The following is a 23,588-nucleotide window of genomic DNA, read 5'->3' as shown; positions in this document are numbered from 1 at the left end:
TTCCCTGGGGGGAGAGGGGACGAGGCGGCCAATGCGGTGGGGAAGTCGGGCACGGTCATACGGCTCCCGTGAAGACGTCGCCGTCGGTGAATTCACGCACTTCACGCCCGGGGATGAAATGGCCCATGCGGCGGATTTCCCATTTCAGCGAGATGCCGGAATTGGCACGCACGCGATGGCGCACGGTTTCGCCCAGCGTCTCGATGTCGAAGGCCGTCGCGTTGTCGATGTTGAGCAGGAAATTGGCGTGCAGCTCGCTCATCTGGGCGCCGCCGACCACGAGCCCGCGGCAGCCGGCCGCGTCGATCAGCTTCCAGCTCGAGTGGCCCTCGGGGTTCTTGAAGGTCGAACCGCCGGTCTTGGCACGCGTCGGCTGCGAGCTTTCGCGCTTTTCGGTGATCTCGCGCATGCGGGCCAGAATGTCGGCCGGATCGCCGGCAAAGCCCTGGTAGACGGCCGAGGTGAACACCGCGCCGCGCGGCCCGTTCGACTTGCGATAGTGGTAGCCCATGTCAGCGTTGCTCAGCGTGACAATCTCGCCCTCGCGCGTCACGGCCCGCAGCTCGACCATGCGCTCGCGCGTCTCGGTGCCGTAGCAGCCAGCGTTCATGTAAAGCGCCCCGCCAATGCCGCCGGGAATGCCGCGATAGAAGGTCAGCCCGTCGATGCCCGCTTCCGCAGCGGCAGTCGCCACCTTGACGTCCGGCAGGGCGGTGCCGACGCGCAGCCCGTGGCCGTCCAGCACCTCGACCGCCCCAAAACCCTTGGCGGAGAGCCGGATGACGACGCCATCAAGGCCGCCGTCACGGATCAGGAGGTTGGAGCCAAGCCCGATGGTGGTGACCCGGATGTCGGCCGGCAGGTGCTTGAGGAAGAACGCCAGATCGGCCTCGTCGGCCGGCTGGAAATAGAGCTGCACCGGTCCGCCGACGCGGAACCAGGTGATTTCGCTGAGCGGCTGGTTGGGGATCAGCCGGCCACGAACCTCGGAAATCCAGGGCTGCAGTGTCGGGATGAGATCGGGCCAGGCGGCTGCGGTTTCGGTCATGGCAGCTCCGGCTCTTCGTCGAGCAGCACGCCGAGTTCGCCCGGCAACGCCGCCGCCCACTGCGTGATGTTGCCGGCCCCGAGGCAGACGACATAGTCACCGCTTTCGGCGCGGCTGGCGATCAGCGGCGCGAGGGCTTCCGGACGGTCGATGACGCGGGCATCGCGATGGCCGCGGGCGCGGATACGGGCGACCAGTTCCTCGTGCGTGACGCCCTCGAGCGGCGCCTCGCCGGCGGCATAGACCGGCGCCACGATGACCGTGTCGGCATCGTTGAAGCAGGCGGCGAAATCATCGAACAGGTCCTTGAGGCGCGAATAGCGGTGCGGCTGCACCACGGCAACGACGTCGCGCTTGGTCGCCTGACGCGCGGCACGCAGCACCGAGGCGATCTCGACGGGATGGTGCCCGTAGTCATCGATGATGGTGATGCCGGCCACCGTACCGGTGCGGGTGAAGCGGCGCTTGACGCCGGAGAAGGTCTTGAGGCCCTTGCGGATGGCCTCGGCCGGCACCTTGAGCTGGTCGGCGACGGCGATGGCCGCCGTGGCATTGAGCGCATTGTGCTCGCCCGGCATCGGCAGTTCGAGGCCCTCGATGCGCAGGTGCGTCATGCGGATGCGGTCGCGGATCTCGACGGCAAAGTGCTGCACGCCATTCTCGCCGACCTCGAGATCGACGAGGCGCACATCGGCCTGCGGATTGCGGCCATAGGTGATGACGCGGCGGTCGCGGATCTCGCCGACCAGCGCCTGCACTTCCGGGTGGTCGAGGCACATCACGGCAAAGCCGTAGAACGGCACATTCTCGACAAAGGTCAGGAAGGCCTGCTTGACGTGGTCGAAATCCTTGTAGTGGTCGAGATGCTCGGGATCGACATTGGTGACGACGACGACGTCGGCGGGCAGCTTGACGAAGGTGCCGTCGGACTCGTCGGCTTCCACCACCATCCACTCGCCGCCGCCCAGCCGGGCATTGGTGCCATAGGCGTTGATGATGCCACCGTTGATGACGGTAGGGTCCATGTTGGCGGCGTCGAGCAGCGTCGCCACCAGCGTCGTGGTCGTCGTCTTGCCATGCGTGCCGCCGATGGCGATGGCGTTCTTGAAGCGCATGATCTCGGCCAGCATTTCGGCGCGGCGCACCACCGGCAGGCCACGCGCCCGGGCCGCAGCAAGCTCGGGATTGCCCTTCTTGATGGCCGAGGAAATGACGACGACGGCGGCATCTCGAAGATTGTCGCCGCTCTGGCCGATCTCGACCTCGATGCCCATCTTGCGCAGCCGCTGCACGTTGGGGTTTTCGGCGCTGTCCGAGCCGCGGACCACATAGCCCTGGTTGTGCAGGATTTCGGCAATGCCGCTCATCCCGATGCCTCCGATGCCGACAAAGTGCACCGGACCGATATTGCGCGGCATTTTCATTTCTTATTTCCCCCTGGCGGCGAGGCGTTCTGCCTCGTCGGCCAGTTTTTCGACCGCGCGCGGTTGCCCGAGCGATTGCGCCGCCGCCGCAGCCTGCTGCAGCGTTTCCGGCTCACTGAAAAGTGACGTTAGGCGAGTGGCAAGCGAAGGTGGCGAAAGCGTGGCCTGCTCCTCGATCCAGCCACCGCCGGCAGCCTCGACAAACAGGGCATTGTTGCGCTGATCGGCATCCAGCGCGCCTGGCAGCGGCACGAGGATGGCGGGCCGCCCGATAACGCACAGCTCGGCGATCGTGGACGCTCCCGAGCGGCCGATCACCAGATGGCTCTGCGCCATGCGCGCCGGCATGTCGGTAAAGAACGTGGCCAGTTCGACATTCACCCGCGCCCGGCGATAGGCCTCGGCGACACGATCAAGGTCCTCGGCCCGGCATTGCTGGCTGATCGCCAGCCGATGCCGCAGCGGCTCGGTCAGTTGCGCAATGGCCGGCGGAATGAGATCGGAAAACGCCCGGGCGCCTTGGCTGCCGCCAAAGATCACCAGCCGCAATGACCCGTTCAGCGGCGGATAGGGCGTACCGGCCAGCGCCCGCACCACATCACGCACCGGGTTGCCGGTGACACGCTTGTCGATGCTCAACTGGTCGGCGAACTTGGTCTGCTCGAAGCTCAGCGCCAGCACGTCGGCGAACCGGCCCAGCGCCTTGTTGGCCCGCCCGAGTACGGCGTTCTGCTCGTGCAGAATGCCCGGAATGCCGCGCAGGCGCGCCGCCACGAAGGGCGGAAAGGTCGGATAACCGCCAAAACCCACGACCGCCGCTGGGCGGATGCGACCGAGCCTGGCATAGGCGACGCCGATGCCGCCGGTGATCTTGAGGCCTGCCGCGACAAATTTCAGCGGATTGCGCAGTGACGGCGTGGCCGCCGGAATGACATGGATCTCCCGGGCCGGAAAATCGCCGCCATAGGTCTCGACGCGATGGTCGGTCATCAGGTCGACGACATGACCGCGCCGCCGCAATTCCTGCGCCAGCGCCATGGCCGGGAAGAGATGCCCCCCCGTGCCGCCTGCCATAAGGACGAATGTGCTCATTCTGCCGGCGCCACCGCCGGCATGCGATAGACCGGCAGCCCCGAGGCGATGCGCTCCTGCGGCCGCTTGCGGGTCAGCGCCAGCATCAGCCCCATGCCGAAGGCAATGGCGATCATCGAGGTGCCGCCATAGGAGACGAATGGCAGCGTCATGCCCTTGGGCGGAATGAGGTTGAGGTTCACCGCGAGGTTGATGCCGCTCTGCAGGCCGAACTGAATGGCCAGCGTCGAGGCGGCCAGGCGTGCAAACAGGCTCGACTGCTGCTGCGCGCCGAGCAACGCGCGAATGACGATGAAGGCAATCAGCGCCACGATGCAGAGGCAGAAGAGGATGCCGAACTCGCCTGCGGCAGCGGAAAACACGTAGTCGGCATGGGCGTCGGGAATGACCTTCTTGGCCAGCGATTTACCCGGCCCGCGGCCGAACCAGCCACCCTCGAGCAGCGACGAAAGCGCCTTGTCGACCTGATAGGTGTTGCCGCCATCGGGGTTCATGAAGCTGTCGATGCGCTTGGCGAAATGCGGGAAGAACACATAGGCGCCGAAGAGCAGGCCGATCGCGGCGACGCCGAGGCCGGCAATGACGAACCAGGAAATGCCCGACAGGAACAGCAGCGCCGCCCAGGTCGCCAGCACCAGCGCCGTCTGGCCGATGTCGGGTTGCAGCAGCAGGCCCGCCACGATGGCCAGCATGATCAGCGTCGCCAGCGTGCGCGCCGGCATGCCCTGCTGCTTCATGCTTTCCGCGAACAGCCACGCACCGATGACGGCAAAGGCCGGCTTGACGAACTCGGATGGCTGGATGGTCTGGCCAAAGGCCGAAATCCAGCGCTTGGCGCCCTTGACCTCGACGCCGAAGCGCAGCGTGGCCCAGAGCAGCAGCACGCTGACGAACAGCACGCCGATGGCCGTGATGCGGGACACCCGGTGCGGCAGCATGGACGTCGCCACGAGAACCACCAGCGCGATGGCCGAGAACATGGCGTGGCGCACCACGAAGTGCCAGGCATCGAGCCCGAGGCGCTCGGCCACCGGCGGGCTGGCGGCGAAACTGAGCACGATGCCGACGACCAGCAGCAAGGCGAGCGCCGACAGCAACTGCTTGTCGATCGTCCACCACCACTCGGCGAGGGGTGTCTTGCGATCCCGTGAAAACATGATTGGCCCGCCCTGCCCGGCGGCTCCTGATACTCAAACTTCATGCAATCTAGCGCTGCGCTGGTTACCAAGTTGCAACCAGTTTCGCGTTTTGCGACTCCGGCTTACAGCGCGGCAAAAAAGGATACGTGACCTTGGGTGAACTCTACCGGCATCTCGATCCCGCGCTGACACGGGCCCAAGCACAGAACCTGACGACCGTCGGGCGTCACCTGGTTGAGTTGTCGCGGCAGCCCGGCTGGGATCCGGCCTACTTCAAGATGGGCACCACCGCCTACGATCTCGAAACTGATGAAGTGATTTCCCCCCAGCAGGTGGCTGCATTTCCTCGCAAGCTGCTCAACGACCCACTCGGCCACGCGCCGCTCGCCGGTATCGACGCGCTCTCGCGAGAAGACTGGCGCGCGTATCAGGAGCGGGTTTTTGGCGCCGCTTTCGACAGCCCGCTGGAGTCATGGCTATTTTCCGGCTTCTGGGCCTCTACAGACAATACTCCGGTCGGCGCCGCGCTCCGCATGGTGTACGTGCTCGAATACGGCGTGCCCTACGACTTTCACGCGGTCAGCCTCGGCGACAAGCCGTCCGACTACACGGACAATTGCTTCCTTTGGGAGCGGCTTGATCTGCAGCCTTAGCGCAGCTTGAGCGAACTTAGCCCGATCAGCGCCAGCACGAACGAAATGATCCAGAAGCGGATCACCACCTGGCTCTCGGTCCAGCCCAGATGCTCGAAATGGTGGTGGATGGGGGCCATCTTGAAGACGCGCTTGCCGGTCAGCTTGAACGAGGCGACCTGCACGATCACCGACACCGCTTCGAGCACGAAAAGGCCGCCGATGATGGCCAACACGATCTCGTGCTTGGTGGCCACGGCGATGGTGCCCAGGGCGCCGCCGAGCGCCAGCGAGCCGGTATCGCCCATGAAGATCTGTGCCGGCGGGGCGTTGAACCACAGAAAGCCCAGCCCGGCCCCGATCAGCGCGCCGCAGACCACCGACAGTTCGGCGGTGCCGGGGACGTAATTGATCAGCAGATAGTCCGAAAAGGTCACCGAGCCGACCAGATAGGCGATCAGCCCGAAACAGGCCGCGGCTACCATCACCGGCACGATGGCAAGGCCGTCGAGCCCGTCGGTCAGGTTTACCGAATTGCCCGCCGCGACGATGACGAAGCCGCCGAACAGCACGAAGAACCAGCCCAGATTGATGGCGAGGCCTTTGACGAACGGGAAGAACAGGAAGTTGGCCGTGCTCGGCTCGCCCAGAATGGAAATGAAGTAGACGGCAATGGCAGCGATGATGGCTTCCAGCAACAGCCGCTGACGGCCGGAAAAGCCGTTATGCGACATGCGCTTGACCTTGAGATAGTCGTCGTAGAAGCCGATCGCGCCGAAGGCGCAGGTAACGAACAGCACGCACCAGACATAGCCGTTCGAGAGGTTCGACCACAGCAGCGTGGAGATCACCGCGCCCGACAGGATCATCAGCCCACCCATGGTGGGCGTGCCCTTCTTGGTCAGCAGGTGCGACTGCGGCCCGTCCTCGCGGATCGGCTGCCCCTTGCCCTGGCGCAGGCGCAGGCCGTCGATCATGCCCGGGCCGAACAGGAACACGAAGAACAGGGCCGTCACCACGGCGCCGGCGGTTCGGAAGGTGATGTAGCGGAAGACGTTGAACGCGGCGAGGCTCTCGCCCAACTGCCCTAGAAAATACAGCATGTCTTACGCTTTCCCGACGCGAAGGCTGCTCAGGCGAACCGCTCGCGAATATGCTTCACGAGGCTCGACAGGCGCACTCCATTGGACCCTTTGACCATAACAGCATCGCCGTGCGCAAGGCTGGAAACAATGGCGTCGGACAGCTCCTCGAGTTTGCTGGCGTAACCGGTGACATGCGCCTCGCCCAGCGCCTTGCGCAGGCCATCGATCGCCGTGCCCACCAGAAAGATCTTGTCTGCCTGCGTCTTTAGAACGGCATCCTTGAGCGACGCATGAAGCTCGGAGCTGAGGGCGCCCAGCTCGAGCATATCGCCCAGAACCAGCACCTTGCTGCCACCGGTGGGCCGCACATTTGCATAGACGTCGAGCGCCGCAGCCATCGAGGCGAGGTTGGCATTGTAGCTTTCGTCGATCAGCAGCAGCGGCTTGTCGGCGGGACCGAGGCGCATGGCCTCGCCACGTCCCTCCGGCGCGCCAAACCCGGCCAGCGCCTTGACCGCCCCGGTGACGCCCTCCCCCGACAGATGTGACACCGCCAGTGCGGCAACGGCATTGGCAGCCATGTGGCGGCCCTGCACCTCCAGCACCAGGTCATACGTCTGCCCCTCATGGACAACCTTGACCAGGGTGCGGTCGCCCCGCGGCTCATAGCCAACCATGTGCCAGTCGCAGCTCTCGTCGAAGCCGTAGGTCACGATGCGCGCCACGCCCGCCTCGCGCGCCTTGCCGAAGAGGATATGCAGATAGTCGTGGTCGCCGTTGAGCACGGCGGTGCCGCCCGGCGTCAGGCCCAGAAAGATCTCGGCCTTGGCGACGGCGATATCGGCAACCGAGGCGAAGAACTGCAGATGCGCTGCAGCAACCGTGGTGATGACGGCAATATGGGGCTGCACGAGGCGCACCAGCGGGGTGATCTCGCCGGCGTGGTTCATGCCGATCTCGAAGATGCCGAACTGCGCCTCGCGCGGCAACCGGGCGAGGGTCAGCGGCACGCCCCAGTGATTGTTGAAGCTCTTGACCGAGGCATGGGTCTCGCCGGCGGCAGAGAGGACGGTGCGCAGGGCTTCCTTGGTGGTGGTCTTGCCGGCGCTGCCGGTGACCGCGATGATCTGCGCCCGGCTGCGCTCGCGTGCCGCCATCGCCAGCCTGGTGAGCGCCGCCATCGGATCGGGGACGACGATCAGCCGGTCGCCGCCATTGCGGGCATGGAAGGCCTCCGAGACCAGCGCCGCGGCAGCCCCCTGCTCCAGCGCCTTGCCGACGAAATCGTGACCGTCATGCAGATCGCCCTGGATGGCGACGAACAGCGCCTCGGGCTGGATGTCACGGGAATTGATGGAGATCGAGCCGATCGGACCATCGAGCAATCCCTCCGGCCGGCCGCCGGTGGCTGCAACAACCTCGGCGACGGTCCAGAGTGGTCTCATGCGCTACAGTCCCTTGAGTGTCTCCAGCACCACTTCGTGGTCGGAGAAGTGGTGTTTGGTCTCGCCGATGATCTGATAGTCCTCATGGCCCTTGCCTGCAATCAGCAGAACATCGCCGGACTTGAGATTGCCGATCGCGGTCTGGATGGCCTTGCGGCGGTCGGCGACCTCGGTTGCCGACTTGGCTTCCGCCATGATCTGGCTGCGGATCGCCTTGGCGTCCTCGGTGCGCGGATTGTCATCGGTGACGATCACCGTGTCAGCCAGGCGCTCCGCCACCTCCCCCATCAGCGGGCGCTTGCCGCTGTCGCGGTCGCCGCCGGCACCGAAGACCAGATGCAGCTTGTTCCTGGCGAAGGGGCGCAGCGCGGTCAGCGCGGACTCGAGTGCGGCAGGCTTGTGCGAGTAGTCGACAAAGATCGCCGCGCCATTGTGCTCGGCCACCAGTTCCATGCGGCCCTTGGCGCCCTTGAGCGTGTTGAGCGCCTCGACCGCCTTCTCCGGCGGTGCGCCGGTAGAGATTGCCAAGGCCAGCGCCACGACAGCATTGCTGACCTGGAAAGCGCCCGTCAGCGGCAGGCGGAACGCCACCGGCTCACCCACCATGCGGCCCGTCACCGTCTGGCCGAAGCCGTCGTGGACGATATCGCCGATCTCGAAGAAGGCGCCTTCCTTGCCCACGGTCAGCAGCGTGGCGCCGCGATCGAGCGCGGCGAAGAGGAACGGCATGTGCTCCTCGTCATCGGCATTGACCACCGCCGATCCGCCTTCGGCCAGCAGGTCGCGAAACAGCCGCAGCTTGGCGTCGCGATAGGCGTCCATGTCGGCGTGATAGTCCAGATGGTCGCGGCTGAGATTGCTGAAGGCCACGGCCTTGAACCGCAACCCGTCGATGCGGCGCTGGTCCAGCCCCTGGCTCGAGGCCTCCATGGCGACGTGATCGATGCCGCTGGCCTTGAGGGCCGCGAGGTCGCGATGCAGGTCGAGCGGGTCAGGCGTGGTCAGTTCGCCCGGCTGCACACCCTCGGCAGTCTCGATGCCAACGGTGCCGATGCTGGCGGCAGCGATGCCGCAATGGTCCCAGATCTGCCGCACGAAGGAGACGATGGACGATTTGCCATTGGTGCCGGTAACGGCCACGGCGAACTCGGGCTGCGCCGGGAACGCCCGCGACGCGGCGGCGGCATAGGCCGCCCGTACGTCCTTGACGATCACCACCGGCATGCCGGGATCGACCGCCGGCTTGCGGTCCGAGATCATGGCGATGGCACCGCGCTCCTTCGCCTGGGCGGCGAAGCTGTCGCCGTGCGACTTGGCCCCGGAGATGGCGAAGAACGCCTCTCCGGCGGCAATCTGCCGGCTGTCGGCATTGATGCCTTCGACGCTCAGCGTGGGCGGCGCCTCGGCACCGCTTCCTTGCAGCAAATCTGCCAGTACAAATGGCACGTCCGATATTCCTTCTGGAAGTATGCTAGCGGATTTCCACCGGGACAAGATTGCCATCTAGCATTTCATTGAAATCTGGGCTGATGCCAAGCATCGGTGCCACCTGGGCCACCACCCGACCCGTTACCTCACCGGCGTTCCAGCCGGCAGTATGGCCCGACTGGGCGTTTTCGTCCTGCGGCTCGTCCACGAGGATGATCATCGCATAGCGCGGATTGTCGAGCGGGAAGGCCGAGGCGAACACCGCCAGCGTCTTGCTGGACGAGTACTTGCCGTCGACCACCTTCTCGGCCGTCCCGGTCTTGCCGCCGGCGCGATAACCTGCCGCTTCCTTGTTCATGCGGGTCCCCGAGCCCTCGAGCGCATTGAGCCGCATCAGGTAGCGGATATAGGCACTGGTCGTGCTCGAGATGACCGGCTTGTAGAGCGTCCGGGCCTCGGCCACGCTGCGCTTGAACAGCGTCGGCGTGACCATGTTGCCATCGTTCACGAAGGCGGCGACGGCGCGCAGCATGTGCAGCGGCGAAATCGACAGGCCGTGACCGAAGCTGGCCGTGGCGGCCACGATCTCGGAGAACTTCTCCGGCACCGTCGGCAGGCGCTTTTCGGGCAGTTCGATCGTCACTTCCGTGTCGAACCCGAGCGTGCTCAGGAAGGCCCGGAAGTTGTCCTTGCCCATCTGCTGCATGATCTTGATGGTGCCGATATTGGACGAGTATTTATAGACTTCCGGCAGCGTCAGCACGCGGTGCTTGCCGTGGAAATCGTCAATGGTGAAGCGGCCGAAACGGACGCCGTAGCGGGCGTCGAACGTGTCGGTGATCCGGACGAGGCCGCTGTCGAGCGCGCCGGCCATGGTCACGGTCTTGAAGGTCGATCCGAGCTCGTAGATGCCCGAGGTGATCCGGTTGAAGCGCTGGTTCTTTTTGCCCATGTAGTCGTCGAAGGCGCTTTGCGGATTGTTCGGATCGTAGTCGGGCAGCGACACCATGCCGAGAATCTCGCCGGTCCGGATATCCATCATCGCGCCGGCGGCAGCGATCGCCTGGTAGCGGACAAGCGCATCGCTCAGCTGCTCGTAGAGCACGTGCTGGACGCGCAGATCGAGCGACAGGTTGACCGGCGTCAGGTCGTTGCCGCGCGCCAGACCCAGCGACTGCAGCAGCGCAATGTCCTGGTCGTCCATGTATTTTTCGATGCCGGCGATGCCCTGGTTGTCGATATTGGTGGCACCCAGGATATGCGAGGCTTCCTTGCCGCCGGGATAGAAGCGCTTGCTTTCCTGCACGAAATCGAGCCCGGGCAGGCCCAGACCGAAGATCGCATCCTCAATGGCGGGGGTGAGCTCGCGCTTGACCCAGACAAAGCCCTTGTCGCCGGTCAGCCGCTTGCGCAGCCAGTCCTCGTCGAGATCGGGTAGCACGGTGCGCAGCTTCTGTACCGCTTCCTCCACATCGATGATGCGGCGCGGTTCGGCAAACAGCGACGGCACGCGAATGTCGACGGCCATTTCCAGGCCGTTGCGGTCGAGCAGCGCCGGGCGTGACGCCGTGATGAGGTCGCGCTCCTGGCCTTCGATGGTGGTGTCGCTGACAATCGTGCCCAGCTGGATGAGCTTGAGGGACACCGCACCGAACACCAGCACCAGCGCCAGGATCACCCAGCGGATGCGGTTCTTGGTGAGATTGCCGCGGGACTTGCGGGCCCCGTCAAGCGCAATGGTGCTCGCGCTGTCAGAGAGGAATGCCATTCTCACTCGCTTCAATCAGTTGTTCGATGGGATCGATGCCCGATTCCAGCGTTTCAAAAAGCGCATCGAGCGCGGTGGTATCGGGCTGCACGACCGGCCGCATCGGCAGGGAGTCGATGGACGCGAACTGCGTCGGCCTGGTCGGCTGCAGCAGCAGCACTTCGTTATGCCGGGCGACGATCGGCGCCACGTGGGTCGGCTGGTTCAGATAGGCCCACTCGGCCTCCAGCAAGGACAGCGAGGCCTGCTGGCGTTCGATCTTCCGCTCCAGCGAGGCCTTGGTCGTGGCAGTGTCCTCGACATTGAACTTGAGGGCGTAGACGCCCACCAGGCCAATGATGCTGGTGCAGACGAGGATGACATTGAGGGTCTTGATCATGCCGCGCCCCGGATGGTGGGAACCGCCAGACCGGCATAGCTGACCTCACGGGCCGGCGCGTCGGTGCGCAGAGCGGCGCGCAGGATGGCGGAGCGGGCGCGCGGATTGCGGGCGATCTCGCCGCTCGACGGCTTCCGCGCCTTGGCAATCTGCCAGCGCAGGGCCTCGGTCGCCGTCTGCGGCAGGTGCCGCGACTGCGCCGGGCCACCCTTGTCCGGATCGAAGAAGCGCTTGGCGATGCGATCCTCGAGGCTGTGGAAGGTCACGACGGCCAGCCGGCCGCCTTCGGTCAGCAGCCGCTCGCTGGCGAACAGCCCCTCGACCAGCTGGTCGAACTCGGCGTTGACGGCGATGCGCAGGGCCTGGAAGCTGCGGGTCGCCGGATGGCTGTCGCCCGGCTTGCGGCCGATGGATTTTTCGATCAGCCGCGCCAGCTGGGCGGTGGTGGTGATCGGCGCTTCGGCGCGGGCCGCGACCACCGAGTGGGCGATGCGCCGCGACTTGCGCTCCTCGCCATAGGCGAACAGCAGGTTGGCCAGCGCCGCCTCTTCGAGCGTGTTGACGAGATCGGCGGCGCTTTCGCCCTGCCCCGACATGCGCATGTCCAGCGGCCCGTCGCGCATGAACGAAAAGCCGCGGTCGGCCTCGTCGAGCTGCATCGACGAGACGCCGATATCGAGGACCACGCCATCGACCGGCCGGGAGACCAGCTGGTCGAGCGCGGCAAACTCACCGGCGACAAAGGAAAAGGTCTGCGGATATGCGGCGGTCAGGCGCTCGACATGCGGCGCCACACCGGGATCGCGATCAATCGCCACCACCGAGGCGCCGGCCTCGAGCAGGGCTTTCGAATAGCCGCCGGCACCGAACGTGCCGTCGACGATGCGAGCGCCCGCCAGCGGCTGCAGGGCTTCGAGAACCTCTGCAAGCAACACCGGCACATGCGGTGAACCTTGCTCGCTGGCCATAGGCTTGCCCATACTCTGCCCGCACTCCATTCCGGCTTTTGCCGGTACGCGATGACTCTCAAACCGCTGAGAGCATTTGAGCCACTTTGCCCATTGGAGCTTAAGATTTTGTTGAGTACGCCAGCACAGGACACCTCGCGAGATGCGTCAAAACTGCTCCACGACAATCACAGTTGTCACAGCGCGGCGTCACTATTGGTCAGAAACAGAAAGTGCCAGTCGACCTATAAGCCGGGTTCTGTAGGGCAGTGTTGCCACTGCGTGGTGACCATTCATCTCGAACCTCCGTTGCCGGAGGCCTCATGCAACCAACCCGGGTGACTGGCCTCGAAATCGGCCGGCACAGGTTGCCCCATGCCACGTCACCCCTATTTGGTCTTGCTCCCGGTGGGGTTTGCCGTGCCGTCCCCGTTGCCGGGTCCGCGGTGCGCTCTTACCGCACCCTTTCACCCTTACCTGCCCGAAGGCCGGCGGTTTGCTTTCTGTGGCACTTTCCCTAGGGTCGCCCCCGGCGGCCGTTAGCCGTCACCGTATTTCGATGGAGCCCGGACTTTCCTCCCCTTGCGAGTTACCCCGTAAGGAGCGGCCACCCGGTCGACTGGCGAGGCGCATGTAGGGGTGCGGGCGGCCCGCCGTCAAGCAGCGCTCAGGCGGCAGGGGCCGGAAGCTGGGCCCGGGTGAGCTTGCCATAGGCGTGGTTGATCACCGCCATGCGGCCCGAAGCGAGGTCGATCAGTTCCTCGGGAACGCCCTTGGCGATCAGCCGGTCGGGGTGGTGTTCGGCCACCAGCAGGCGATAGACGCGGCGGACTTCGTCGAGCGGCGCGTTCGGCGACAGGCCAAGCACCGTGTAGGGATCAGCGCCGGTGTCGAGCAGCATGTGCTGGCTGGCGATCTGCTCGAACCGGGCATCGTCAAAGCCGAAGATCGAACTGACCGACTTGAGATAGTCGAGCTCGGCCTCGTGCACCATGCCGTCAGCCGAGGCGATGTGGAACAGGCCGTCGAGCACGTGCTCGAGCGTATCGGGGCTGTCGATGAAGAACCGGCCGATCTTGCGGGCGTAATACTCGTAACCGGTGACGTCCTGCTGGGCGAGTTCAAACACCTTCTGCACCTGGTGCTCGATGGCCGGCGGGATCTCGACGGTGCGCTGGAAGGCCCGCAGTTCCGAGGCCTGCACCACGCCGTCCGACACCGCCATCTTGGCCGACAGCGCGATCAGCGCCAGCGTGAAGGCCGCATCCTTGCCACCAGGCAGCCAGTTGTCGGGGTCGAGCGCATTGGCCAGCGACCCGGCCACACCCGTGCGCTTGGAAAACGATCCGACAATGGCATTCAGGCGATCCCAGACGGACACAGCACCCTCCTGTTCGGCGCGCACCATAACGGCTGGCGGCGAAATAGAAAGTGACGAAACCGTAATGGAGCTATGCTCAGTTCCAGTAGTCCGGCGCCCGGTCGATGATGATGACGCGCGAGTTGCGCGGACGGTTCGGACCATCACTGAGGAAGAAGCCGTCCGGGTCGTATTCGCCCCGCGCCGGTGCGGCCTGCGAGGTCTTTTCGAGAATGCCGCGACGCTCGAGATACTGCGCCAGCGAGCCGGTATCCCACTCCTCCAGCTGGTCGCCCGAAACGATGGGCTCGGGCGGGATGAAGACGTCCGGATCGGCCGTGGCGACCTGGCTCTCGTCAAGGATCAGCGGTGCTTCGGTAGCGGTAGCCGGACGCGTCGCCGGGCGGGCCGAGGCCGGCAGCGGCACCGGCGCGATCAATGCCGGCTCGGGCACGGACGCCACGACGGGCGCCGGGCTCGACGACAGATAGGGCTTGTCGATCGTGCCATCGGGATTGACGGTGATGGTGCCCGGCTTCTTGACGGTCGGCTGGGGCACACTGGCGGTCTGCTGTGCCGGCGCATCGCCGCCCGAGATGTAGGACGGCAGCTTCTTGCCGGATTTCACGAACTCCTGCACCGGATCGTCGCCGACCACCGGTTTGACGGCGGCCGACTGAGTCGCGGCCGGCTTGATGGCGGCGGGTTTCACGCTCGCGGTCTGCACCTGATCCATGTCGGAGGTGAGCGTCGCCTTGGCCTCCGGCTTGCCGCCGAGCATCTCGGCTGCGGGCACGGCCAGCACCAGGACAAGCCCGGTCCAGGCCAGGGCGCCGGTGACTTTCGGATTCAGTTTCATGGAGCACTATCCTTGCCAGGGCGCGTTCGCGCCGCTGGCGGAACAAAGAAAATCAATGGGGCCTTTTTGTGAAGCCGCCCCGATGATCACCTTGCCGCCGCGGACATGAACACGACCTGAACGGATTGCCGTCAGTCCGGGCGGACACCCAGCAGCCGGGCCAGCGCCAGCACCAGGTTGGAGCGGTTGAGCGTATAGAAGTGGAACTCGGTAATGCCGTGGTCGACCAGTTCGAGCACCTGCTCGGCGGCGACGGCAGAGGCCACCAGTGCATGCGTTTCCGGCTCGTCCTCGAGACCCTCGAAGCGCTGCGCCAGCCAGCCGGGCACCGACGCACCGCAGCGCGAGGCAAAGCCGGAAATCTGCTTGAACGAATGGATCGGCTGGATGCCCGGCACGATCGGCGCCGTGATGCCGGCCTTGCGGGCCCGATCGACGAAACGGAAATAGTCGTCATTGTCGAAGAACATCTGGGTGACGGCGCGCGCCGCCCCCTCGCCCAGCTTGCGCTTGAGATTGTCGATATCGGCATCCCAACTCGGGCTCTGCGGGTGCTTTTCCGGATAGGCAGCGACCGAAATGTCGAAATCGCCGATCTTGCGGATGCCGGCCACCAGTTCGGCGGCATTGCGATAGCCCTCGGGATGCGGCACGAACGGCTGCCCGACACCCTCGGGCGGATCGCCGCGCAGCGCCACGATGCGGTTGACCCCGGCGTCCTGATAGCCGCGCACCACGGCATCCACCTCGGCCCGCGAGGCGCCGACGCAGGTCAGATGTGCCGCGGCGTCGACGCCGGTGTCCTGCTTGATCCGGCTCACCATGCGCAGCGTGCGCTCGCGCGTCGTGCCGCCGGCGCCGTAGGTCACCGAGACGAAGCGCGGATGCAGCGGCGCCAGCTTGCCGATCGATTCCCAGAACCGCTCTTCCATGACGTCGGTCTTGGGCGGGAAGAACTCGAACGAGACCTGGAACGGCGCCGCTCCGGGTGTGATCTGGCGGCTCATGCGCGGATCGGTATGGGCAGTCATGACAGCGTATTCCCGGTTTCTTCAGTGAGCTGCCACAGGCAGACGGTGAGCCCTTCGGTCGGGTGAAGGGGCGGAAAGGTCTTGAGTCCGGCAACCTGCAGGCCGGCCGCAGCGGCCCATTGCGCCATCTGCGTCTCGGAGAGCCCCAGGCGCCGGTGGGCGTGATGGGTGCGCAAGAATTCGAGTTCGTGCGGAGCAAAATCGACGATCAGCATCGTGCCGCCCGGCTTGAGCGCCCGCCGTGCCTGCGCCAGCATGCGGCCGGGATCGTCGAAATAATGCAGCACCTGATGGATGACGATCAGATCGGCGAGGCCGATACCGCCGTCGATATCGGCAATATCGCCGAGCCGGATCTGCACGTGGCTGGCGCCGACGGCGGCAAGGCGGGCCCGCGCCACGGCGATCATCTCGCGGCTCGAATCGATGCCGATGCCGCGGCGGTAGACCGGTGCCAGCAGCTCGAGCATGCGGCCGGTGCCGGTCCCCAGATCGAGCATGACCTCGATCTCGCGGCCCTTGATGGCATCGAGAATGGCGGCCTCCACCGCTTCCTCGGGGACATGCAGGCTGCGCAGCAGGTCCCAGCTGTCGGCGACCTTGGCGAAATAGGCTGCCGCCTGCTCCTGCTGGGCCGCACGCACCGCCGCGAGACGATTGAGATCGCGGACGCGGTCCGGATCGGTGGGCTCGAGCCGGCTGATCAGCCAGCGCGCCAGGTCGCCCCCTACCCCGTCCGGCGACAGCCGGTAATAGGCCCAGGCGCCCTCGGCATTGCGCACGATCAGCCCGGCATCGGCCAAGAGCTTGAGATGGCGCGAGACGCGCGGCTGGCTCTGCCCGAGGATTTCGGTCAGATCCTTGACCGAATGCTCGCCGTCGTTGAGAAGCGACAGCAGGCGCAGCCGCGTGCCCTCGCCCGCCGCCCGCAACACATCGATCAGAGATTCGGAACTCGCCACGCGCGCCCACCTGCTAGATATAAAGATATCTTTATATCTCGTGGAATGGCTGGTCCAGAGCTTTTGCGCCCCGACAACGAAAAAGGGCGGCCCGTGAGCCGCCCTCTGAATATCCAGATCGGTGACGATCAGGCGACGCCGGCGACCCGGTCTTCGGGACGCTTGCGGAAGGCGTGGGCGCGCCAGAGCTCGAAGATGCCGACTGCCTCGTCCTGGCTCAGTGCCTCGAAGCGGCGGCGGATATTGGTCTTGTCGGCCGTTGTCGGCATGTCGCGCCACGGCATGGACGCAACCATGGTCTCGAACAGCTCGGGATTGATGCCGAGGCTGCGCAGGGCCACGGTGATCGCCACATAATCCTGCATGGCCAGCCACTTGACGAACACTTCGGGCGAGACCTGCAGCATCACCGTCAGCGCCGCGGCGCTGTGGTGGCCGTAGCCGAAGCGGGCAAATCGCACCAGCGCCTTGGTATCGAGCTGCCGGCGATCGGCCAGCGCCTTCACCTGGTTGTAGGCAACGCGCCATTCCTGGCTGGAAAAGCCGGCCCGGTTCTTCATGCGGTTGTAGACCACCGAACTGATCTTGCCGATGGTCACCGGATCGAGATTGGGCTCGATCTCGGAGACCGACTGCAGCACCTTGTCGCCGGCCTCATGGATCTCGCCCCGCAGGCCCTTCCAGTCGATGTCGGAGCGGCCGCGCAAGTCGGCGGCGATCTCGGCATCGTGGCTGGCCCGCTCCACCAGGCGTTCGACGGTTGCCGGCGCAAGTTCGGCATTAGGGTTGCGCACCAGCCGGACCACGGAGGACGAACCGCCATGTTCGACAATCGCATCGCCCACCCGGGCCGGCACGACGGAGCGCCCGGCAATGGCCACGCGGTGCGCCTCGGTGCGGCTGCTGATGATATCGATCAGATCGTCATCGCTGAGTACGTTGGAAAATTCGAGCAGCGGCGCCGCCACTTCGATGGTGTCGTTGGCCAGCCGGACCACCACATTGCCCGGTGCGCGTTCGAGTGGCGCCAGAAGCTTGGCCACGTGAGACCGGGCCTCGACTTCCACCAGTTCGGCCAGCTGGCAGAGCACTTCGTCATACTGCGAGACCTGCTCGTCGTCGCAGCGATCCGAAACATAGGAATAGAGCTGAGCCATATTGCGGAAGAGCTGGTCGCGCTCGGCCACATTGGCGTCGCCATTCAGGACCCGGAAGGTCGAAAAGGCCCGGGCACCTTCATCCATCTCAAGCATGTAACTTCCCCTTCGGCGTTCTGCCGTGACTGGGATGAGACCGTGCCTTGCAAGATGCGTGTGTCGTCTGAAGGTATGCGGCGGCATTCGATGCAAATTTTATCGAATGCGCTCACCGCGCGCTAAGAATGCGGGGCCACCGGAGCGGCCCCGCATGAAAGTTCAGTTCGCAACCAGGTCGAAACGGTCGGCGTTCATCACCTTGGTCCAGGCGGCGATGAAGTCGCGCACGAACTTTTCCTGGCTGTCGTCCTGGGCGTAGACCTCGGCATAGGAGCGCAGGATGGAGTTCGAGCCGAACACCAGGTCGATGCGCGTTGCGGTCCACTTGACGGCGCCGGTCTTGCGGTCGCGGATCTCGTAGACACCGTTGCCGGCTGCGGTCCAGGTGTTGGCCATATCGGTCAGATTGACGAAGAAGTCGTTGCTCAGGGCGCCTTCCCGATCGGTGAAGACGCCGTGCCGGGTGCCGCCGTGATTGGTGCCCATGACCCGCATGCCGCCGACCAGAACGGTCATTTCATGCGCCGTCAGGCCCATCAGCTGGGTCCGGTCGAGCATCAGCTCTTCGGGGCTGACGACATAGTCCTGCTTGAGCCAGTTGCGATAGCTGTCATGAATGGGCTCCAGCGCCGCGAACGAGTCCGCATCGGTCATTTCGGCGGTGGCATCGCCGCGCCCCGGCGCAAACGGCACCTCGATGGCGTAGCCGGCGGCACTGGCCGCCTGCTCGACGCCGACATTGCCCGCCAGCACGATGACGTCGGCGAGGCTCGCACCGGTCTCGGCGGCAATCGGCTCAAGCACGGCAAGTACCTTGGCCAGCCGGGCGGGCTCGTTGCCCTCCCAGTCCTTCTGCGGCGCCAGCCGGATGCGGGCCCCGTTGGCGCCGCCACGCATGTCCGACCCGCGGAAGGTGCGGGCGCTGTCCCAGGCGGTGGCAATCATCTCGGACCGGCTAAGGCCGCTCGCCGCGATGCGGGCCTTCACCGCGTTGACGTCGTAGCCGGTGGCGCCGGCCGGGACCGGATCCTGCCAGATCAGGTCTTCCTGCGGCACATCCGGACCCAGATAGCGGACCTTCGGTCCCATGTCGCGGTGGGTCAGCTTGAACCAGGCGCGCGCGAAGGTGTCCCTGAAATAGGCCGGGTCGGCCATGAACTTCTGGCAGATGGCGTTGTAGATCGGGTCCACCTTCATCGCCATGTCGGCATCCGTCATCATCGGATTGTGACGGATCGAGGGATCGCTCGCGTCGACCGGCCGGTCCTCTTCGCGGATGTTCACCGGTTCCCACTGCGAGGCGCCGGCGGGCGATTTGCGCTGCTCCCAGTCATGGCCGAAAAGCATATCGAAAAAGCCCATGTCGAACTTGGTCGGCTCGCTCGTCCAGGCGCCTTCTAGTCCCGACGACACGGCCCTGCTGGCCTTGCCGCCCATGTTCGGGTTGCTCCAGCCCATGCCCTGCTCGGCGACGTCGGCTGCCTCGGGTTCGGGGCCCAAAGCCTCGGCGCTGCCATTGCCATGAGTCTTGCCGATGGTGTGGCCACCGGCCGTCAGGGCAACGGTTTCCTCGTCGTTCATGGCCATGCGGGCGAAGGTTTCCCGCACCTGCGCCGCCGTCTTGAGCGGATCGGACTTGCCGTTCACCCCTTCGGGATTGACGTAGATCAGGCCCATCTGCACGGCGGCCAGCGGGTTTTCCATCGTCGCCGGGTTTTCGACGTTCTCATACCGGTTATCGCTGGGCGCCAGCCATTCCTTTTCAGCACCCCAGTAGATGTCGATCTCGGGATGCCAGATATCCTCGCGGCCGAAGGCAAAGCCGAAGGTTTTGAGGCCGGTGGCCTCATAGGCCATGTTGCCCGCCAGGATCATCAGGTCGGCCCAGGAGACCTTGTTGCCGTACTTCTTCTTGATCGGCCACAGCAGCCGGCGCGCCTTGTCGAGGTTGACATTGTCCGGCCAGGAATTGAGCGGAGCGAAACGCTGGTTGCCGGTGCCGCCGCCGCCGCGACCATCGGCCAGGCGGTACGAGCCGGCCGAGTGCCAGGCCATGCGGACCATCAGGCCGGCATAGTTTCCCCAGTCGGCCGGCCACCAGTCCTGGCTTTCGGTCATCAGCGCGCGCAGGTCGGCCTTCAGCGCCTCGACGTCGAGCTTTTTCAGCTCTTCGCGATAGTTGAAGCCCTTGCCCATCGGGTTGGTCTTGGTGTCGTGCTGATGCAGGATGTCGAGGTTGAGGCCGTTCGGCCACCAGTCCATGTTCGACACGCCGGTGGCCGTCATTCCACCATGCATGACCGGGCATTTGGCCGAACTGTCGTTAACGTCTTCTAGCTTGGTGGACATCCCTACCTCCGCGAATGTGGGTCACTTTCGGGGCCTTATAGGAGGGTGACTCCCATTAGGCAAATTGCTATATCTTTCTCCCTTGATAGGAAGAACTTATCGTGCAGATCTCACTCCGGCAAATGCGCTACGCCGTCGCAGTGGCCCGCACCGGCCACTTCGGCCGGGCGGCTGAACTGTGCGCTGTCTCCCAGCCGGCCCTCTCCCAGCAGATCATGGCCCTCGAGGCGCACTGTGGCACAACCCTGTTCGATCGTCTCAAGCGAGGCGTCACCCTGACCCCCTACGGGCGCGATTTCATTGATCTGGCGCAAAAAGCCATCGAGAGCGCCGATGCGGTCGATGCCTTTGCCAGCCGACAGAGCGGCGAACTGCTGCGTCCGCTGCGCCTCGGCGTCATTCCGACCGTTGCCCCCTACCTGCTGCCCAGCATCTTTGTTGTGCTGCGCGAGGACCTGCCAGAGCTCGAGCTGACGGTCACCGAGAGCCGCACCGACGCCCTGCTCGACTGCATCGCCGAAGGCGAACTCGATCTGGCGCTGATCGCCAGCCAGCCCCCGGAAGGCGGGCCGCGGCTGACGCTGGAGCCACTGTTCACCGACAGCTTCGTGCTCGCCACCAGCGCCGCCGAGGCCCGTGACGGGCCGGTGACGCTGGCCGGCATCGACCGCCACCGCATGCTCCTGCTCGACGAGGGCCACTGCTTCCGCGACCAGGCCATCGCTGCCTGTGCGCTCGACAGCGAAGCGACGCGACGCACCTTCGCCGCCACGTCGCTGTCAACCATTGTCGAGTTCGTCGCCAACGGCCAGGGCGTCACCCTGCTGCCCGAAATCGCGCTGCAGAAGGAAGTGTCCGAGCGCATCCGCGTGCACCCGCTGGCAGCGCCCGGCGCCCGCCGGCAGCTCTCCCTCTGCTGGCGTGAGTCGGCGCCCTTTGCCGAGACGTTCGGCGCCATCGCAGCCAGCATTCGCCGCCTGCGTCACGCCCCGAGCGTCAGCCCTGGGGACGTGGCCGCAGCGTCACCGAGCCGAGCGTAAACACCACCAGCGACAGCCAGATCAGCACGAAACTGAGGACACGCATCAGATTGATGTGTTCGCCGAACACCGTGATGGCGAGAATGAAGGCGATCGATGGCGCGATATATTGCAGCATGCCGATGGTGGTGAGCCTGAGGCGCTGCACCGCGAAATTGAACAGCAGCAGCGGCACGGCAGTGGCCGGCCCGGTGAGGATCAGCAGGATGGCAATGGTGGGATCGGCATGCAGTCCCGGCCCGCTGGAGACAAAGGTGTAGACGAGGTAGCCGACGGCCAGCGGCGCCAGCAGCAGCGTCTCGACGAACATGCCCGCCGTCGCCGCCACCTTGGCGGTCTTTCGCACATAGCCGTAGAGCGCGAACGTGACCGCGAGGCTCAGCGAGATATAGGGAATGCGGCCCAGCCCGATGGTCTGGATCACCAGCGCCAGCACGGCAATGCCGATGCCGACGCTCTGCAGCCGCTTCTGCCGCTCGCCCAGAAAGATCATGCCGATGGCGACGTTGATCATCGGATTGATGAAATAGCCGAAGCTGGCTTCCAGCACCTGCCCGGTTTCCACCGCCCAGACGAAGATCAGCCAGTTGGTTGCCAGCAGCAGCGCCGACAGCGCCATCGCCCGCACGGTCTTGAGATCGCGCAGGGCGGCCCGCGCTTCGCCGAAGCGGCGCGTCACCAGCAGGATGGCGCCGACAAACAGCAGCGACCAGAAGGTGCGCTCGGCCACCACGCCGACCGAGCCGACGTCCTCGACCAGCTTGAACAGCAATGGCAGGAAGCCCCAGAGCAGATAGGCGACGAGTCCGGAGGTGAGGCCGCTGCGCAGCCGCTGCTGCTCATCGGTCAATGGAAGGCTGGGCGCGGGGGCCAATTGCATACTCCGGGCCGAACGGCCGGTCTGAGGATAACGCTGTCTTTAGCAGCCACACTTCAGCCCGACCAATCAGAATAATTGATCCCGCTCAAGGGCGTCACGAATGGCCAACCTATTGTGGCGTCGCGCGTTGTCCGTTTTCCGCACACTCTTTCCCCGCCAACCAGAGGAACTCCACATGAAAGCGACGATCACCTGGATACTCATCGCCGACGGTGCCCAAGCCCAGCTTTTTGAAAATGGCGGGCCGGGCAAGGGACTGGCAGCGGTCAAGGGGCTGCATTTCGAGCAGCAGCCGCTGCGCGCCCAGGACATCAACAGCGACCGGCCCGGTCGCCAGTACGACGGCGCGGGCCCGGCCAAGTCGGGGATGGAGCAGAGCGATCCGGTCAAGCTGCGCGAAGCCCGTTTCGTCAAGACCCTCGCCGAGCGGCTGGATGAGCTGCATCAGGCGGGTCGTTTCGACCGGCTGATCATCGCCGCCGCGCCGGCAGCGCTTGGCGATATCCGCCCCGAGCTCAGCGACAAGGTCAGGCAGACGGTGATGGCCGAACTGCCCAAGGACCTGACCAACGTGCCGCAGCCGCAGCTGCAGAAGCACTTCGAAACCATGCTGGCGCTCTGACCCGCGTCAGGCCGTCACCGCCTCCAGGAACTCGAGCAGCAGCGGATCGAAAAGATCCGCGCGCTCGAGATTGGGAATGTGCGCGGTGCCTTCCAGCACCACGGCAAAGGCATTGGGCAGCGCCTCGGACGCATCCTCGTGGCGCTGCAGGATATAGGTGAAATCGAGATCGCCGACGATCAGCAGCGCCGGCGCGTTGATCGACCCCAACCGCTCGAGCGCCGGCGCACGCTGCTCCTCGCGGCTGAGCCGGGGATGGCGCAGCACCTTGCCATTCATGTCGAGAAAGAGCTCCCGCGCCGCGCCCCAGACGCGGCCGTTCTGGCTGCGCGGACCATCGAGCCAGGCATGCGCCTGCACCTTGTTGAGCATGTCGAGATCGCCGCGGTCCTCGGCATCTTCCTCTGCCATCACCAGCGGCTGCTCGAGGTCGCTGACAAAGGACGAGGAGCCGGTGATCGAGGTGCCGACCAGCACCAGCCCGATGGTGCGGCCCGGATGCGCCAGCGCGAAATCGATCGCCACCCCGCCGCCCAGAGAACAACCGACCAGCACCGCGGCGTGGATATCGAGCGCATCGAGCACCGCTTCGAGATCCTCGACATGGCTGAAAACCTCGTCGGGTGAACTGGTGTCGCCATAGCCGCGCCGGTCATAGGCCACGGCGTGGTAGCCGGCACTGGCCACCGCCTCCATCTGCGCGTGCCACATGCGGTGGTCGCAGACGCCGGCATGCAGGAAGACCACGGGAAGCCCCTCGCCGGCTTCGGCGCCGGTGATCAGGGCATCGCCCAGTTCGATTTCGAATTCGTCGATCATGGCGGAGGGTTACCACGCGTCCG

The 23,588-nt window shown here is 65.3% G+C and carries 21 protein-coding genes and 1 other RNA gene; 3 read left to right on the top strand and 19 right to left on the bottom strand.

The window, feature by feature from the left end; all coding sequences use genetic code 11:
* Positions 1–55: 55 nt before the first annotated feature.
* The 4 genes from murB to AC0L4C_RS12350 are packed head-to-tail and all read right to left on the bottom strand — an operon-like array spanning position 56 to position 4,721.
* The gene (murB, locus tag AC0L4C_RS12365; RefSeq protein ID WP_473399913.1) at positions 56–1,048 is read right to left on the bottom strand and encodes a UDP-N-acetylmuramate dehydrogenase; all 993 of its coding nucleotides are present in this window, start codon (positions 1,046–1,048) and stop codon (positions 56–58) included.
* Positions 1,045–2,472: a UDP-N-acetylmuramate--L-alanine ligase gene (gene murC / locus AC0L4C_RS12360; protein WP_473399912.1), complete on the bottom strand. Its 1,428-nt coding sequence runs from the start codon at positions 2,470–2,472 to the stop codon at positions 1,045–1,047. The genes murB and murC overlap by 4 nt, the downstream gene beginning before the upstream one ends.
* A 3-nt stretch (positions 2,473–2,475) precedes the next feature.
* Complete coding sequence (gene murG, locus AC0L4C_RS12355; protein ID WP_473399909.1) at positions 2,476–3,564, bottom strand: undecaprenyldiphospho-muramoylpentapeptide beta-N-acetylglucosaminyltransferase; 1,089 nt, start codon at positions 3,562–3,564, stop codon at positions 2,476–2,478.
* Complete coding sequence (locus tag AC0L4C_RS12350; protein ID WP_473399908.1) at positions 3,561–4,721, bottom strand: FtsW/RodA/SpoVE family cell cycle protein; 1,161 nt, start codon at positions 4,719–4,721, stop codon at positions 3,561–3,563. The genes murG and AC0L4C_RS12350 overlap by 4 nt, the downstream gene beginning before the upstream one ends.
* Before the next feature lie 134 nt (positions 4,722–4,855).
* Between AC0L4C_RS12350 and AC0L4C_RS12345 the strand changes: the two genes are divergently transcribed.
* Positions 4,856–5,356, top strand: coding sequence for a hypothetical protein (locus AC0L4C_RS12345; RefSeq protein ID WP_473399905.1), 501 nt, complete (start codon positions 4,856–4,858; stop codon positions 5,354–5,356).
* Here AC0L4C_RS12345 and mraY read toward each other — a convergent pair.
* The 13 genes from mraY to katG all read right to left on the bottom strand — a co-directional run bounded on the left by mraY (position 5,353) and on the right by katG (position 20,204).
* Positions 5,353–6,438: a phospho-N-acetylmuramoyl-pentapeptide-transferase gene (gene mraY, locus AC0L4C_RS12340; RefSeq protein WP_473399904.1), complete on the bottom strand. Its 1,086-nt coding sequence runs from the start codon at positions 6,436–6,438 to the stop codon at positions 5,353–5,355. The genes AC0L4C_RS12345 and mraY overlap by 4 nt on opposite strands.
* 29 nt (positions 6,439–6,467) lie before the next feature.
* Positions 6,468–7,865: a UDP-N-acetylmuramoyl-tripeptide--D-alanyl-D-alanine ligase gene (locus AC0L4C_RS12335; RefSeq protein ID WP_473399902.1), complete on the bottom strand. Its 1,398-nt coding sequence runs from the start codon at positions 7,863–7,865 to the stop codon at positions 6,468–6,470.
* Between the two features lie 3 nt (positions 7,866–7,868).
* Entirely contained in the window at positions 7,869–9,311 is a 1,443-nt protein-coding gene (locus AC0L4C_RS12330) for a UDP-N-acetylmuramoyl-L-alanyl-D-glutamate--2,6-diaminopimelate ligase (RefSeq protein WP_473399901.1), read from the bottom strand.
* Between the two features lie 25 nt (positions 9,312–9,336).
* Positions 9,337–11,061, bottom strand: coding sequence for a peptidoglycan D,D-transpeptidase FtsI family protein (locus AC0L4C_RS12325; protein WP_473399900.1), 1,725 nt, complete (start codon positions 11,059–11,061; stop codon positions 9,337–9,339).
* Complete coding sequence (gene ftsL, locus AC0L4C_RS12320; protein WP_473399899.1) at positions 11,045–11,440, bottom strand: cell division protein FtsL; 396 nt, start codon at positions 11,438–11,440, stop codon at positions 11,045–11,047. Before ftsL ends, AC0L4C_RS12325 begins: the two co-directional genes overlap by 17 nt.
* On the bottom strand, positions 11,437–12,408 hold the full coding sequence (gene rsmH / locus AC0L4C_RS12315) for a 16S rRNA (cytosine(1402)-N(4))-methyltransferase RsmH (RefSeq protein WP_473399898.1): 972 nt from the start codon (positions 12,406–12,408) through the stop codon (positions 11,437–11,439). Before rsmH ends, ftsL begins: the two co-directional genes overlap by 4 nt.
* Positions 12,409–12,619: 211 nt before the next feature.
* Positions 12,620–13,010: RNase P RNA component class A (rnpB, locus tag AC0L4C_RS12310), an RNA gene on the bottom strand.
* 44 nt (positions 13,011–13,054) lie between these two features.
* The gene (locus AC0L4C_RS12305; RefSeq protein ID WP_473399897.1) at positions 13,055–13,768 is read right to left on the bottom strand and encodes a TerB family tellurite resistance protein; all 714 of its coding nucleotides are present in this window, start codon (positions 13,766–13,768) and stop codon (positions 13,055–13,057) included.
* Between the two features lie 76 nt (positions 13,769–13,844).
* Positions 13,845–14,606, bottom strand: a complete 762-nt coding sequence (locus tag AC0L4C_RS12300; RefSeq protein WP_473399896.1) for a hypothetical protein — start codon at positions 14,604–14,606, stop codon at positions 13,845–13,847.
* 131 nt (positions 14,607–14,737) lie between these two features.
* Complete coding sequence (metF, locus tag AC0L4C_RS12295; protein ID WP_473399895.1) at positions 14,738–15,637, bottom strand: methylenetetrahydrofolate reductase [NAD(P)H]; 900 nt, start codon at positions 15,635–15,637, stop codon at positions 14,738–14,740.
* Positions 15,634–16,599: an ArsR/SmtB family transcription factor gene (locus AC0L4C_RS12290; protein WP_473399894.1), complete on the bottom strand. Its 966-nt coding sequence runs from the start codon at positions 16,597–16,599 to the stop codon at positions 15,634–15,636. Before AC0L4C_RS12290 ends, metF begins: the two co-directional genes overlap by 4 nt.
* Positions 16,600–16,727: 128 nt before the next feature.
* Positions 16,728–17,852, bottom strand: a complete 1,125-nt coding sequence (locus AC0L4C_RS12285; protein ID WP_473399893.1) for a DUF2336 domain-containing protein — start codon at positions 17,850–17,852, stop codon at positions 16,728–16,730.
* Between the two features lie 162 nt (positions 17,853–18,014).
* A complete protein-coding gene (gene katG, locus AC0L4C_RS12280) occupies positions 18,015–20,204 on the bottom strand; it encodes a catalase/peroxidase HPI (protein WP_473399892.1) in 2,190 nt (729 codons plus the stop codon).
* 101 nt (positions 20,205–20,305) lie between these two features.
* On the opposite strand from katG, the gene AC0L4C_RS12275 reads away from it, so the two are divergent.
* The gene (locus tag AC0L4C_RS12275) at positions 20,306–21,244 is read left to right on the top strand and encodes a LysR substrate-binding domain-containing protein (protein ID WP_473399891.1); all 939 of its coding nucleotides are present in this window, start codon (positions 20,306–20,308) and stop codon (positions 21,242–21,244) included.
* On the opposite strand, the gene rarD is transcribed toward AC0L4C_RS12275, so the two are convergent.
* Complete coding sequence (rarD, locus tag AC0L4C_RS12270) at positions 21,201–22,118, bottom strand: EamA family transporter RarD (RefSeq protein ID WP_473399890.1); 918 nt, start codon at positions 22,116–22,118, stop codon at positions 21,201–21,203. The genes AC0L4C_RS12275 and rarD overlap by 44 nt on opposite strands.
* Before the next feature lie 181 nt (positions 22,119–22,299).
* On the opposite strand from rarD, the gene AC0L4C_RS12265 reads away from it, so the two are divergent.
* Positions 22,300–22,746 (top strand): host attachment protein, encoded by a 447-nt coding sequence (locus AC0L4C_RS12265; protein ID WP_473399889.1) that lies wholly within the window; start codon positions 22,300–22,302, stop codon positions 22,744–22,746.
* Positions 22,747–22,752: 6 nt separating this feature from the next.
* Here AC0L4C_RS12265 and AC0L4C_RS12260 read toward each other — a convergent pair whose 3' ends face one another.
* Positions 22,753–23,565: an alpha/beta fold hydrolase gene (locus AC0L4C_RS12260; protein ID WP_473399887.1), complete on the bottom strand. Its 813-nt coding sequence runs from the start codon at positions 23,563–23,565 to the stop codon at positions 22,753–22,755.
* Positions 23,566–23,588: the final 23 nt, after the last annotated feature.

Source organism: Devosia sp. J20-27, from assembly GCF_055808595.1.
This window is presented reverse-complemented; position numbering and strand designations above follow the sequence as displayed.

Bases quoted from the DNA above. Each gene is read 5' to 3' on its own strand.
- murB (WP_473399913.1), bottom strand. From the start codon at position 1,048: ATGACCGAAACCGCAGCCGCCTGGCCCGATCTCATCCCGACACTGCAG.
- murC (WP_473399912.1), bottom strand. From the start codon at position 2,472: ATGAAAATGCCGCGCAATATCGGTCCGGTGCACTTTGTCGGCATCGGA.
- murG (WP_473399909.1), bottom strand. From the start codon at position 3,564: ATGAGCACATTCGTCCTTATGGCAGGCGGCACGGGGGGGCATCTCTTC.
- AC0L4C_RS12350 (WP_473399908.1), bottom strand. From the start codon at position 4,721: ATGTTTTCACGGGATCGCAAGACACCCCTCGCCGAGTGGTGGTGGACG.
- mraY (WP_473399904.1), bottom strand. From the start codon at position 6,438: ATGCTGTATTTTCTAGGGCAGTTGGGCGAGAGCCTCGCCGCGTTCAAC.
- AC0L4C_RS12335 (WP_473399902.1), bottom strand. From the start codon at position 7,865: ATGAGACCACTCTGGACCGTCGCCGAGGTTGTTGCAGCCACCGGCGGC.
- AC0L4C_RS12325 (WP_473399900.1), bottom strand. From the start codon at position 11,061: ATGGCATTCCTCTCTGACAGCGCGAGCACCATTGCGCTTGACGGGGCC.
- ftsL (WP_473399899.1), bottom strand. From the start codon at position 11,440: ATGATCAAGACCCTCAATGTCATCCTCGTCTGCACCAGCATCATTGGC.
- rsmH (WP_473399898.1), bottom strand. From the start codon at position 12,408: ATGGCCAGCGAGCAAGGTTCACCGCATGTGCCGGTGTTGCTTGCAGAG.
- AC0L4C_RS12300 (WP_473399896.1), bottom strand. From the start codon at position 14,606: ATGAAACTGAATCCGAAAGTCACCGGCGCCCTGGCCTGGACCGGGCTT.
- metF (WP_473399895.1), bottom strand. From the start codon at position 15,637: ATGACTGCCCATACCGATCCGCGCATGAGCCGCCAGATCACACCCGGA.
- AC0L4C_RS12285 (WP_473399893.1), bottom strand. From the start codon at position 17,852: ATGCTTGAGATGGATGAAGGTGCCCGGGCCTTTTCGACCTTCCGGGTC.
- katG (WP_473399892.1), bottom strand. From the start codon at position 20,204: ATGTCCACCAAGCTAGAAGACGTTAACGACAGTTCGGCCAAATGCCCG.
- AC0L4C_RS12265 (WP_473399889.1), top strand. From the start codon at position 22,300: ATGAAAGCGACGATCACCTGGATACTCATCGCCGACGGTGCCCAAGCC.
- AC0L4C_RS12260 (WP_473399887.1), bottom strand. From the start codon at position 23,565: ATGATCGACGAATTCGAAATCGAACTGGGCGATGCCCTGATCACCGGC.